The sequence below is a fragment of the Stenotrophomonas sp. WZN-1 genome (genome assembly GCF_002192255.1).
In the GTDB taxonomy this organism is placed as follows: domain Bacteria; phylum Pseudomonadota; class Gammaproteobacteria; order Xanthomonadales; family Xanthomonadaceae; genus Stenotrophomonas.
This window is the reverse complement of record NZ_CP021768.1, coordinates 2,011,241-2,024,401: the sequence shown is the minus strand read 5'-3', so window position 1 is coordinate 2,024,401 and position 13,161 is coordinate 2,011,241. Positions and strand designations below refer to the sequence as shown.

Annotated in this window: 10 protein-coding genes; 5 read left to right on the top strand and 5 right to left on the bottom strand. The window is 66.8% G+C overall.

What is annotated here, in order from left to right; all coding sequences use genetic code 11:
- Window positions 1-89 precede the first annotated feature (89 nt).
- The 5 genes from CCR98_RS09590 to mtnC all read left to right on the top strand — a co-directional run bounded on the left by CCR98_RS09590 (window position 90) and on the right by mtnC (window position 5,571).
- On the top strand, window positions 90-1,565 hold the full coding sequence (locus CCR98_RS09590; protein ID WP_087922410.1) for an amino acid permease: 1,476 nt from the start codon (window positions 90-92) through the stop codon (window positions 1,563-1,565).
- Between the two features lie 82 nt (window positions 1,566-1,647).
- Window positions 1,648-3,075 carry an amino acid permease gene (locus CCR98_RS09585; protein WP_087922409.1) on the top strand — a complete coding sequence of 476 codons (1,428 nt, stop codon included), beginning with the start codon at window positions 1,648-1,650 and terminating at the stop codon, window positions 3,073-3,075.
- A gap of 505 nt (window positions 3,076-3,580) precedes the next feature.
- Window positions 3,581-4,222, top strand: a complete 642-nt coding sequence (locus tag CCR98_RS09580) for a methylthioribulose 1-phosphate dehydratase (RefSeq protein WP_087922408.1) — start codon at window positions 3,581-3,583, stop codon at window positions 4,220-4,222.
- A gap of 92 nt (window positions 4,223-4,314) precedes the next feature.
- Window positions 4,315-4,872 carry an acireductone dioxygenase gene (locus CCR98_RS09575; RefSeq protein ID WP_087922407.1) on the top strand — a complete coding sequence of 186 codons (558 nt, stop codon included), beginning with the start codon at window positions 4,315-4,317 and terminating at the stop codon, window positions 4,870-4,872.
- A 3-nt stretch (window positions 4,873-4,875) separates the two neighbouring features.
- A complete protein-coding gene (mtnC, locus tag CCR98_RS09570; RefSeq protein ID WP_043397315.1) occupies window positions 4,876-5,571 on the top strand; it encodes an acireductone synthase in 696 nt (231 codons plus the stop codon).
- Between the two features lie 168 nt (window positions 5,572-5,739).
- On the opposite strand, the gene CCR98_RS09565 is transcribed toward mtnC, so the two are convergent.
- The 5 genes from CCR98_RS09565 to CCR98_RS09545 all read right to left on the bottom strand — a co-directional run bounded on the left by CCR98_RS09565 (window position 5,740) and on the right by CCR98_RS09545 (window position 13,082).
- Window positions 5,740-8,355, bottom strand: a complete 2,616-nt coding sequence (locus CCR98_RS09565) for a glycoside hydrolase family 2 protein (RefSeq protein WP_087922406.1) — start codon at window positions 8,353-8,355, stop codon at window positions 5,740-5,742.
- 77 nt (window positions 8,356-8,432) lie between these two features.
- On the bottom strand, window positions 8,433-9,659 hold the full coding sequence (locus CCR98_RS09560) for an AGE family epimerase/isomerase (RefSeq protein ID WP_087922405.1): 1,227 nt from the start codon (window positions 9,657-9,659) through the stop codon (window positions 8,433-8,435).
- Window positions 9,656-10,651, bottom strand: coding sequence for a carbohydrate kinase (locus tag CCR98_RS09555; RefSeq protein ID WP_087922404.1), 996 nt, complete (start codon window positions 10,649-10,651; stop codon window positions 9,656-9,658). Before CCR98_RS09555 ends, CCR98_RS09560 begins: the two co-directional genes overlap by 4 nt.
- 7 nt (window positions 10,652-10,658) lie before the next feature.
- Window positions 10,659-11,972, bottom strand: a complete 1,314-nt coding sequence (fucP, locus tag CCR98_RS09550) for an L-fucose:H+ symporter permease (RefSeq protein WP_071228226.1) — start codon at window positions 11,970-11,972, stop codon at window positions 10,659-10,661.
- Window positions 11,973-12,032: 60 nt separating this feature from the next.
- Window positions 12,033-13,082, bottom strand: coding sequence for a LacI family DNA-binding transcriptional regulator (locus CCR98_RS09545; protein WP_087922403.1), 1,050 nt, complete (start codon window positions 13,080-13,082; stop codon window positions 12,033-12,035).
- Between the last annotated feature and the right edge of the window lie 79 nt (window positions 13,083-13,161).

Below are 13,161 nucleotides of genomic sequence, written 5' to 3'. Positions count from 1 at the left end.
ACAGCGGGCCGTTCGCGCGGCCTTCACCATTCCAGGGTTGCCGGCAACGTATCGGCGGCCCACCCAATCCGATCACTAGGAAGTACTGCATGCTGAAAGCTCTGTTGAGGGTCAAGCCGGTTGAACCGGCCGGGCACGTCGATGCTGGCGAACCCATCGAAGGCAGCCTGGACGGCGAAGCCACGTTGAAACGGACCCTCACGGCTAAACACCTCATCCTGCTTGGCGTGGGTGCGGTGATCGGCGCAGGCATCTTCGTGCTGACCGGCCAGGCCGCGGCCAACCACGCCGGCCCGGCCGTCATGCTGTCGTTCGTGATCGCCGGCTTCGCCTGCGCCCTGGCGGGCCTGTGCTACGCCGAGTTCGCGGCGATGATGCCGGTCTCCGGCAGCGCCTACTCCTACTCCTACGCCACCCTGGGCGAGGGCATGGCCTGGTTCATCGGCTGGTGCCTGGTGCTGGAGTACCTGTTCGCCTCGGCCTCGGTCGCGGTGGGCTGGTCGGCGTACCTGATCAGCTTCATCACCACCACGCTGCACATGCCGTTCCCGGATGCCCTCAGCGCGGCTCCGATTGCCTGGACCGGCAGCGAGTTCATCGCTTCGGGCAAGCTGTTCAACCTGCCGGCGGTGCTGATCGTGGCGGCGGTGTCCGGCCTGCTGTATGTGGGCGTGACCCAGTCGGCCTTCGTCAACGCGATCATCGTGGCGATCAAGGTCACCGTCATCTGCCTGTTCATCGGCATCGGCGCGGCCCACATCGACCCCGCCAACTGGCAGCCGTTCATCCCGGAAAACACCGGCGTACCGGGTGAGTTCGGCTGGAGCGGCGTGTTCCGCGCGGCCACCATCGTGTTCTTCGCCTACATCGGCTTCGATGCGGTCTCCACAGCCGCCGGTGAAACCAAGGACCCGCAGCGCAACATGCCGATCGGCCTGCTCGGCTCGCTGGCCGTGTGCACCCTCGTCTACATCATCGTCTGTGCCGTGTTGACCGGCATGATGCCGTACCACCTGCTTGGCACCGACAAGCCGGTGGCCACCGCGCTGGAGCCCTACCCGACACTGGCCTGGCTGAAGACCTTCGTGGAGATCGGCGCCATCGCCGGCCTGTCCTCGGTGGTGCTGGTGATGATGATGGGCCAGACCCGCATCGCCTACACCATCTCCCGCGACGGCCTGCTGCCGAAGTTCTTCGGCAAGGTCCACGCCCGCTTCCGCACCCCGTACGTCGCCACCATCGTGGTCGGCGTGATCGCCGCCGCGCTGGCCGGCCTGGTGCCGCTGAACGTGCTGGGTGAACTGGTCTCGATGGGCACCCTGCTGGCCTTCGCCACGGTCTGCATCGGCGTGCTGGTACTGCGCTATTCCAAGCCGGACCTGCACCGCCCGTTCCGCGTGCCGATGGTGTGGATCATCTGCCCGCTCGGCGCGGCCACCTGCCTGTTCCTGTTCTGGCAGGCGTTCGTGGTGCACTGGCACCTGTTCGTCGGCTGGACGCTGCTCGGCCTGCTGATCTACCTGGGCTACGGCATCCGCAACAGCAAGCTGGCCAAGTCGCCTTGATCCGCCTACGGGCCGGCCTCGCGCCGGCCCGTCCGTTTTCCCCGCGCGCCGCCTGTGGCGCGCTTCGACAAGACCACCACACATGTTCAAGCAACTGTGGGCCACCAAGCACCCGCATGCCGCCCATGAAGACGCCAACGGCCTGAGCCTGCGCCGCCACCTCGGCCCCTGGGGGCTGACCGCCCTCGGCATCGGCGCGGTGATCGGCGGCGGCATTTTCGTCATCACCGGCCAGGCCGCCGCCAACCACGCCGGCCCGGCGATCATGCTGTCGTTCGTGCTGGCGGCCATCTGCTGCGCCTTCTGCGCGCTGGCCTACGCCGAATTCGCCTCGATGGTGCCGGTCTCCGGCAGTGCCTACACCTATACCTACGCCACCTTCGGCGAGCTCTCGGCCTGGTTCATCGGCTGGATGCTGGTGCTCGAGTACGGCGTCTCCGCCTCGGCGGTCGCGGTCAGCTGGACCGGCTATTTCCTCAGCCTGCTCAGCCAGTTCGACATCCATCTACCGGCGGCGCTGGTCAGCGCGCCACTGGACGCGCAGCTGCGCCCGACCGGTGCGATCGCCAATCTGCCGGCCGCCGCGCTGGTGCTGCTGCTGACCTGGCTGTGCTACGTCGGCATCAGCAAGTCTTCGGCGATGAACATGGCGATGGTCGTGCTGAAGACCGGCCTGATCATGCTGGTCATCGTGGTCGGCTGGAAGTACGTGGACACCAGCAACTGGACCCCGTTCATTCCCGCCAACGAAGGCCCCGGAAAGTACGGCATGGAAGGCGTGCTGCGTGGCGCGGCGATGGTGTTCTTCGCCTACATCGGCTTCGAGGCGGTATCGGTGGCCGCGCAGGAATCAAAGAACCCGCAGCGTGACATGCCGATCGGCATGATGCTGTCACTGGTGATCTGCACCGTGCTGTACATCGCGATGGCCGCAGTGATGACCGGCCTGGTGCCGTTCCAGCTGCTGGGTACCGACGAGCCGGTGGTGACTGCCGTGGCGGCGCATCCGCAGCTGGACTGGCTGCGCTGGGTGGTCGAGGTCGGCGCGCTGGTCGGCCTGTCCTCGGTGGTGCTGGTAATGATCATCGGCCAGCCGCGCATCTTCATGATCATGGGCCGCGACGGCCTGCTGCCGCCGGTGTTCACCAAGATCCACCCGAAGTACCGCACCCCGCACATCAATACCGTGATCACCGGCATCGGCATCGCGCTGCTGGCGGCGCTGTTCCCGCTGGACATCCTCGGCGAGCTGACCTCGATGGGCACGCTGATCGCATTCGCGGCGGTGTGCGCGGGCGTGCTGATCCTGCGCCGCACCCAGCCGGAGCTGCCGCGACCGTTCCGCATGCCGATGGCATGGCTGATCTGCAGCCTGGGCGTGCTGAGTTGCCTTGCCCTGCTGTCGGCGATGACGATGCACAACTGGATGCTGATGGGCGTGTGGACGTTCGTCGGCTTCGTGATCTATTTCTGCTACGGCTTCAGGCACAGCCGCCTGCGTGTGAAGTAAGGTTTTGCATTGCAGGGCCTGCGGCCCTGCACCCGCCTTTGAAGCCGGAGCAACGGCAACAGCTGGGCTGAGGTTTGGCGGGACGGGTTGGGTTCGCGGGGGGACGCCGTGAACCCGTCCCTGGGGGCTTGGCCGCGGCTTGCTCGCGTGCGCTGTCCTGCGCACGCGGCAAGACCGGGGTTGGGCCTCCTGCCCAACCCGCCCGAGGCATGCCTCGGGCCCATGCCGCGGACACCCCCGCGAACCCAATCCGCCCCACCTCCGACAGTCCACCGGCGCGTCCAGTAGATCCACGCCATGCGTGGATGAATTCTGTCCGGGGAATGGATCTTCTGTAGATCGGAGCCATGCTCCGCTCCGAGCAAGCACAGCGAAGCGACCCGCTTTTCGCTTTTCCTTCTTCACTCCGTGGCTGGCCGCACCCAACCGGCCAACCCGCGAAATCTGCTTCTGACGCCAGCCACGAGGGGCTCAGCCGTTGGCCGAATCCAGTAAAATCGCCGGCATGAACGCCCCCACCTTCCCCTACGACACCGCGCGCCTGAGCGAACTGGCCCAGCTGCTGATCGACAACGTCCGCGAACTGGCCCACGCCGGCTGGACCCCGGCCACCAGCAGCAACTTCTCCCACCGCCTGGACGACCGCCACGCCGCGATCACTGTCTCCGGCAAGGACAAGGGCCGCCTGATCGAGGACGACATCATGGTGGTGGACTTCGACGGCCTGGCCGTCGGCCGCCCGCTGCGCCCGTCCGCCGAGACACTGCTGCACACCCAGTTGTATCGCCGCTTCCCGGAGATCGGCTGCGTGCTGCATACCCATTCGCCGGTGCAGACCGTCGCCTCGCGCCTGTACGCGCCGCAGGGCCACATCCGCCTGGAAGGCTACGAGCTGCTGAAGGCCTTCGCCGGCAACAGCACCCACGAGATGGCCATCGACGTGCCGGTGTTCGCCAACACCCAGGACATGAACGTGCTTTCCAAGCAGGTCGATGACCTGCTCGACCGGCAGAACCTGTGGGGCTACCTGATCGACGGCCACGGCCTGTATGCCTGGGGCCGCGACATGGCCGAAGCGCGCCGGCACATGGAAGCCTTCGAGTTCCTGTTCCATTGCGAGCTGGAGCTGCGCAAGCTGCGCGGCTGAACCCACATGCAGGTGTAGATGCCGATCCGGAATCTGCGCCCTGCCTCCACCCTGCTACCCTGTCTTCCCCCCGAGACGTTCAAGCTGCCGCCATGAGCCGACTGCGCATCTACGACGACACCCGCCCCGAATCGCCGCTGCTGGACACCCAGGACGGCGCGATCATTGCCGCCGAGCTGCAGAAGATCGGCGTCACCTTCGAGCGCTGGCAAGCCATCGCGCCGGTCGCACCGGGCGCCAGCCAGGATGAAGTGTTCGCCGCTTACCGCGCCGACATCGACCGCCTGGTTGCCGAGCGCGGCTTCAAGAGCGTGGACGTGGCCTCGATCGCCCCGGACAACCCGAACCGCGCCGAGCTGCGCAAGAAGTTCCTCGACGAACACTTCCACAAGGAAGACGAGGTGCGCTTCTTCGTCGCAGGTTCCGGCCTGTTCACCCTGCACGTGGGTGACAAGGTCTATGAGATCGAGTGCGTGAAGGACGACCTGATCGCCGTACCCGATGGCACCACCCACTGGTTCGACATGGGCGACGAGCCCAGCTTCGTGGCGATCCGCTTCTTCACCGAACCGGATGGCTGGGTTGGTCACTTCACCGGCACCGACATCGCGCAGAAGTTCCCCCGTTACGTACCCACCCAGGCGTCCTGATCCATGCAGCCCCGCGTCATCCTGACCGACATCGAAGGCACCACCAGCAGCATCTCTTTCGTCAAGAACGTGCTGTTCCCTTATGCGCGCAAGGCGTTGCCCGCGTTCGTCGCCGAGCATGGCCAGCAGCCGGAGGTCCGCCGCTGGCTGGATGCGGTGGCCACCGAGATCGGCGGCGCCTGCCAGGACAGCCTGGTGGCCGAGACGTTGCAGGGCTGGATCGACCAGGACCGCAAGCACACCGCACTGAAGGCGCTGCAGGGCCTGATCTGGGACGAAGGCTACCGCCGCGGCGACTACACCGCGCACTTCTACCCGGAAGTGGCGCCGGTGCTGAAGGGCTGGCATGCCTCCGGCCTGCCGCTGTACGTGTACTCCTCCGGCTCGGTGCCGGCGCAGAAGCTGTTCTTCGGCTTCAGCGACGCCGGTGACCTCAGCCCGCTGGTGTCGGGCTGGTTCGACACCGAAGTCGGTGGCAAGCGCGAGGCCGACAGCTACCGCCGCATCGTGCAGGCCATCGGCGTACCGGCCGGCGAGATCCTGTTCCTGTCGGATGTGGTGGAAGAACTGGATGCTGCCCGCGAAGCCGGCCTGCAGACCCGCCTGATCGATCGCCTGGACGACTACCCGCTGCCGCGCACCGGCCAGGCCGCCAACGGCCACGAACGGGTCGAGAATTTCCAGCAGATCCAGCTGTAAAGCGCCGCCCCGCTGCGCTCGCCGGGCATTGCCCGGCGCTACCGGGCATCGGCTCCGGTAGAGGCCACTTTGGTTGGCGATCGCCCCCCGCGCCAGAAGCGTGCCAACCAAGGTTGGCACCTACCAAAGCGGCGAGGTTGGCACCGTGCAAGGCGGGATGCACAGCCCTCAACGGTCGTTGAGGGTCTTCAGCTTCAGCGCTTCGCGCAGGGTAACCAGATCCACCGGGCCCCGCACCGCGATATCGCGGGTTTCGCCCGGCAGCAGATCCAGCAGGTTGTCTTCGACCTGCACATCCAGCGCGCCGAAATCAATCCACGTCGCGCGCACATACGCCGCGCTTTCCAGGCGCAGGCGGTAGTGGTCGCCTTCGATGGACAGCGTGGCCTTCAGCGCCTGCCGCGGCAATACCTGGTCCTTCGCCTCGACGAAACCAACCACCTGGCGCGCACTGACCCTGCCATCCTGCAGCAGCTCGAATACCGCCAGGGTGCGCTTCGGGTCGGCACCGGCCAACAATTCGGCGTCGCGGAAATCACCGATCAAGGTCACACCCGACGCCGCCAGCGTCACCGCTTCCTCGCGACGGCGCAGCACCTTCCCTTCCACGTCCATCACCCGCAGCCGCCAGCGTGCATCCAGTGCGGCACCATCGTTGATCAGGCGCACCCGCGTGCTGCCCTCGTCGCGCAACGCGGCCACCGTCACTGGCGCAAAGAAGCGCCGCGCGGCGAAGTGCAGCGCCTTCCAGCGGCCGAAATAGTCCACGCTGGACCAGGAGGCGCCCGGCCAGACATCGTTGAGCTGCCAGTACAGCGAGCCCATCGTGTACGGCCGCGAGGCGCGATGATGCAGTGCCGCCAGTGCAATGCCATCGGCCTGCATCACCTGGCTGAGGTAGATGAATTCCTCGAAGTCCTTCGGCGTGCCGTAGCCCAGTTCGATGTAGTGCAGCAGGCGGCTGTTGCCCTCGCCGGCCATGAATTTCTGGTGCGCGCGGATCACCGGGCTGTCGATGCGCTGCTCGGCGCGGGTGGCGATCTGGTCCACCGTCGCCACCGACGGCCACGCCTGCAAACCGTACTCGGACATGAAGCGCGGCGTCTCGCGCAGGTAGGCCTGCACCGGCAGCGCCGGATTGCCCCAGACCTGCCAGTAGTGCTTGTCGCCACGGGTTGAATCGTTGGCCTTCTCGTCAAGGTCGTTGCTGGGTGAGCTGGACCAGTACGGTACGCCCAGCCCCTCCTCGCCCACCACCTGCCGCAGGTCGTTGCCGAACAGGTCGACATAGCCCTGCCAGACCTTCGCCGCAAATTCCGGGTCGGCTGCCTTCAGGTCGCGGCCGTGGCCCCAGTCCTTCCAGGCGGTTTCTTCCTCGTTGTTGCCACACCACAGCACGATGCTGGGGTGATGGCGCAGACGTCGCACGTTGTCGCGCGCCTCGGCCACCACGCTGGCACGAAACGCCGGATCGTAGCCCGGCTGCATGCCGCCGCCGAACATGAAGTCCTGCCAGACCAGCAGGCCCAGCTCATCGGCGATGTCGAAGAACGCATCGTCTTCGTAGTAGCCGCCGCCCCAATTGCGCAGCATGTTCATGTTGGCGTCGCGCGCGGCGGTCAGCACCTGGCGCAGGCGTGCGGCATCGACGCGTGCGGGGAAGGCATCGAACGGAATGACGTTGGCGCCCTTGGCGAAGATCTCCACGCCGTTGATGACGAAGGCAAAGCCCTGCCCGCCCTTGCGGTCTTCCTCGCGGCGCAGTTCGACCGTGCGCAGGCCGATGTGCTGCTCGCGCGCCAGTGCTGCATCGGCGCCATCATCCAGGCGAGCCTGCACGGTATAGCGATCCTGCGCACCATGGCCCCCCGGCCACCAGCGCCGCGGCGTGGCCAGCTCAACCGGCAGCTCAACCGTGTTCTGCCCGGGCTTCAACAGCACCGTGCGTTGCACCTGGGCCACGTTGCGGCCTTCCGGATCACGTATATCCACATTCACCAAGGCCGAACCCGCAGCACCCTGCTCCACCTGCAGCAGCACCGCCAGCTTCGCCTGCTCTGCACTCAGTGCATCGGTGCGCACGGCAAGATCGGTCAGACGGTGCGCGTCCCAGGCCTGCAGGTCGACCCCGCGCCACACGCCGGCGGTGACATAGCGCGGGCCCCAGTCCCAGCCGAAGTGGTAGGCCGGCTTGCGCGCGAAGTTGCCGACCATCGCGTCCTTCGGCTCATCGCCATACGGCGACGGGTAATTGCCAGCGATCTTGTACGGCATCGCCTGTACGCCCGGCAGCAGCGTGCGTATCGGTGAGCGGAACACGATCTGCAGTTCATTGCCGTTCGCCCGCAGGCGCCCGTCCACACGTGCGTGCCACGTGCGGTGCGCGTTGTCCGCGCGCAGCAGTGGCTTGCCGTTGAGGCTGACTTCGGCATAGGTGTCCAGCCCATCGAAGCGCAGCTCGGCATTGGGCTTGGCCAGCGTCGCCGCATCCACGTCAAAGCGGGCGCGGTACTCCCAGGCGGACAGGCCGATCCACTGCAGCTCGGCCTCGGGCGCACCGACGTACGGATCGCGGATCAGCCCATGGGCCAGCAGGTCGGTGTGTACGCTGCCCGGCACCTTCGCCGCACGCCATTGCTGAAGACCCGGATGCGCAGCGCCCTGCGCGTCACCCGGCAGCATGCGGAACTGCCACTGTGCCTGCAGTGGAGCCGCAGTTGCCGGGATGGCGGAGGCTGCGACCAGCAGCAGGAGCAGACGGACAACGAGGGAAAGGCGATGCACGTGATACTCCTGTTTTTCCGCCGGGCGCGGCCCGGCGCTACCGATTCCGATTCATCATGCGCGTGGCGACACCCGCATCAGCGCACGACGTTCAACACTTCGTAGCACGCGCCCATGGTGTGGTAATCCACCTTGCCGGCCGGGCTCTTCTCGTCGCTGTACTTGCGGTTGTCGGCATCGAGGATGCGGAACCAGGCGCCGTATTGGTGGTCAACGAAGTGCTCCCACGAATACGCCCAGATGCGCTCGTACCACTGCCAGTAGCGATCATCACCGGTACGCTTGGCCATCAGCGCGGCGGTCGCCAGCGTCTCGGCCTGTACCCAGAAGTACTTGTCGTCGTCGCAGACGAAGCTGTCGCCACCGATCGGGGCACCGTCCATGCCGGGCTGCCGGCGTGATTCCGGTGCGAAGCCGTAATACAGGCCGCCCCGGGCGTCGTCCCAGCTGCGCGCTACGGCCACGTCGAACAGGTGCTGCGCGGTCGGCACCAGCCAGTCGGCCTGCACGTGGCGATCGAGAATCAGCAGCAGCTTGGCCCACTCGGTCTGGTGGCCGGGCTGGAAGCCCCACGGGCGGAACAGGTGCTTGGGATCGTCCAGGTTGTAGTCCCAGTCGATCTCCCAGTTCACATCATAGTGTTCCCAGACCAGGCCACCGCCCTTGGCGGCCTGGCGGCGGGTCATGTTGTCGGCCAGCTGCAGCGCACGCTCGACATAGCGCTGCTCGCCACTGGCTTCGAACGCGGCCAGCATCGCCTCGCACATGTGCATGTTGGCGTTCTGGCCGCGGTAGCCGGTGAAGTTCCACTGGCCATCGGCTTCATCCTTGTACAGGCCGTGCTGCGCCTCCCAGAAACGCGCTTCCAGCAGCTGCCAGGTCTCGTCCATCCAGGCGCGGGCCTGCTCGACGCCGGCCTTCAGCGCACAACTGTAGGCCAGCAGCACGAAGGCCACGCCGTAGCAGTGGTTCATGTCGTCCTCGACCTTGCCGTCGCGCAGGGTCCAGGCATAGCCACCGGTGGCCGGGTTGCGGTGCACCTCGCGCAGATAGCGCACGCCGTGCTCGACGGCCTCGCGGTACTCGGCATTGCCGAATTCGCGGTAGGCCATCGCATAGTTGAAGACGAAACGGGTGCTGCTCACCAGGTGGCGGTGACTGGCATCGTAGATGCTGCCGTCATCGCGGAAGTAGTGGAAAAAGCCGCCATCCGGATCGATGCAGCGCGGGTGGTAGAACGCCATCGTGTCGGCGATATGCGCGCGCAGGAACGCGGGCGAACGGAAATCGGGCGAGGTGCTCATGCGGTAATGTCCTGGGCCTGCAGCAGCTGCTGCACTTCATCGAGCGAGGGCATCGCGGCGAACGCGCCCTTGCGGGTAACAGCCAGCGCACCCACGGCGGCGCCGAAGCGCAACGTGGCGGTGATCGCCTCCGGGTCCTGGCAGAATGCGGCGAAACCAGTGCCCGCCCCACCCCGCTCCAGCAGGCCGACCAGCACGCCACCGACGAAGGCATCGCCGGCTGCCGTGGTGTCGACCGTAGCCACGCGGAAGCTGGTGACCGTGCCGTGGTTGTCACGGGTGTACCAGTGCAGCGTGGCCGCACCATCGGTGACGATCACCCAGCGCGCCTGCGCGGCCAGCAGGCGACGTAGCACCAGCGCCTCTCCGTCATCGCCGAGCGGTGCTGCCAGGTAGTCCAGTTCCTCGCGCGACAGCTTGACCAGGTCGGCACGTTCCAGTGCCTGCCACAGCCTCGGCGTCGGATCCTCGTTCGCCGGCCACAGGGCCGGACGCAGGTTGAGGTCGAGGCTGACCACCGCACCGGCCGCACGGGCACGGTCCATGCCGGCGAAGGTCGCCTCGGCGATGGCCGGCTCGGTCAGGCTGTTGGAGCAGACGTGGAAGCACTGCGCGCTGTCGAGGCACTCCGCCTGGAAATCACTGTCGCGGAACAGCAGGTCGGCCGCCGGCGGGCGGTAGAAACTGAAGCTGCGCTCACCGCTGGCATCCAGGGCCACGAAGGCCAGTGCGGTCTTGGCCGCATCGGTGCGAACGATGTAATCCGTGCCCACGCCGTGCTCGACCAGGCTGTCGGCCAGGAAGTCACCGAACATGTCGCGGCCGAGCATGCCGACGAACTGGGTCTTCGCACCCAGCCGCGCAGCCGCCACCGCGACGTTGGCCGGCGCACCGCCGGCGTACTGCAGGAACGCGCGCGGGGTGTCGGCCGAGGCCGGCGGCTGCGCTAGTAGATCGATCAAAATTTCGCCGAAGCAAACGATGGCACCCATTCCGGACTCAGCCTCCCTGCGTTGCGGAGGCCGGCGTACGCGCGCCGACCAGTCCGTAGAAAATGATGTAGCCGTAGCACAGCAGCGGCAGGATGAAGCTGGCCTGCACACCGATGTGGTCGGCCAGCACGCCCTGCAGGTACGGCACCACGGCACCGCCGACGATGGCCATGATCAGCAGGCTGGAACCCTTGTTGGTCAGCGGGCCGAGGCGCTCGATGCTCAGCGCGAAGATGGTCGGGAACATGATCGAGTTGAACAGGCCGATCGCCACCACCGAGTACAGCGCGACGTTGCCGGAGCTCAGCATGGTCGTGACCAGCAGGCCCACGTTGACCAGCGCGAAGATCGCCAGCAGACGGCTGGGCGAGAAGCGCGCCAGCAGCGCCGAACCGGCGAAGCGGCCGATCATCGCCATCGTCCAGTAGGCCGACACGTAATGCGTGGCCTGCTGCTCGCTGAAGCCGCCGATGTTGGGCATCGACAGGTAGTTGACCAGGAAGCTGCCAATCGACACTTCGGCGCCGACGTAGAAGAAGATGCCCAGCACGCCCAGCAGCAGGTGGCGCTTGCGCAGCGCATCCAGGTAGCTGTGGTGGTGGCCCTGGTCGGCCTGCTCGGTGGCATCACTCAGCGCCGGCAGGCGGAACAGGAACACGAACAGCGCCAGCAGCACCAGCGCCACCGCCAGGCCCACGTACGGGCCCTGCACGGCCTGCGCCTCGGCGGCACGGTAGGCCAGCTGCTCGGCGGCCGGCAGCGCCGCGATGTCATCGGCACTCTTGACCGTGTTGGACAGGATGAGCATGCCGCCGAAGATCGGCGCAATGGCCGTGCCCAGCGAGTTCAGCGCCTGCGCCAGGGTCAGGCGGCTTGAGCTGGTCTGCTCCGGGCCCAGCAGCGCAACGTAGGGGTTCGCAGCGACCTGCAGCACGGTGATGCCCGTGGCCAGCACGAACAACGCACCGAGGAAGGCGCCATACACGCGCAGCTCGGCCGCCGGCCAGAAGCCCAGCGCACCGATGCCGGCAATCACCAAGCCGGCCACGATGCCCTTCTTGTAGCCCAGCGCCGCCACCAGCCGACCCGCCGGCAGCGACATCAGGAAATAGGTGCCGAAGAAGGTGAACTGCACCAGCATCGCCTTGGCGTAGTTCAGCTCGAACACCGCCTTCAGGTGCGGGATCAGGATGTCATTGAGGCAGGTCAGGAAGCCCCACATGAAGAAGATCGTGGTGACGACAGCCAGCGCCTTGCCGTTGGTGACGGCGGGTGCGTTGCCCGAAGAACCCGATGGACGGGGCGTTGCGGAGATCGGCATGCGGTACGCGCCTCGATGCGCGGAAGGTCGTTGTTGCGTGGAAGGGGTGTATGGAAGGAATCAGTTCGGTCGTGCGGCACTGCTTTCGCGGATGCGCAACTGCACCGGCGCGACCGTGCGCCGAGGCGGCGCATCCGGTTCGTCCAGCCGTTGCAGCAGCAGCGCAGCAGCTTGCCGGCCCCGCTCGCGCGGATCGGCAGTGAGCGTGGTCAACGGCGGCACCGCGACCGACGCCTCGGAAATGTCATCGAAACCGGTAACGGCGAAGTCGCCACCCGGGCGGATGCCACGCGAGTTCAAGCCCAGCATCAGGCCCAGCGCGACGGTGTCGTTGTAGCAGACCGCCGCACTCGGGCGATGGCCATCGGCAAACAGCTCATCGGTGCGCGCTGCGGCTTCCAGGCGGTTCGGTGCCGACTCGATCATCCAACCCGGCGGCAGCGACAGGCCGGCCTCGGCCAGCGCCTGCTGGAAACCGGCACGGCGCTGGTGGCACGAGCTCGATGCAGCGTGGCCACCGAAGAAGGCGATCTGGCGATGACCACGCTCGATCAGGTGGCGCGTGGCCAGATAGGCGCCGTGCTGGTTGTCCAGGGTCAGGAAGTCCCAGTCGGCCCCTTCCAGTTCACGATTGAACAACAGCACGTTGGCATTGGCGCCCAGCGCCTGCCGCAACTGCGCGGTGTCGCTGCCTTCGGCCGGCGACAGGATCAGGCCGGCCGGGGTGTGCTCCATCAGCGTGGACAGCACCGCCTGCTGGCGCTCCGGCGATTCCCCGGTGCTGCCGAGCAGCGTCACGTAACCGCGCCCGCCCAGCGCCTCGTCCACGCCAGACGCGAATTCGGCGAAGAACGGGTTGGACAGATCGTTGATCACCAGCGCGATGCTCGACGAGGTCCGCCGGCGCAGGTTGGCCGCCGCGCGGTTGTAGACATAGCGCTGGCGGCGCAGTTCGGCCTCGACCTTGGCGCGGGTATCGACGTTGACCAGCGGGCTGCCGCGCAGCACCAGCGATACGGTTGCCCGTGACACGCCGATGGCACGCGCGATGTCGGTCACCGTCACCGCCTTGCCGGCGCGCTTGCTGGGACTGCTGCCGTTGTCGTTCATCGTCTTCCCGGACTCCGCTGGAGGCTCAAGCCTAATGGATCAGGGCCGTGTCGTGCCGTGCCGTTCGCTGGGTCACCGC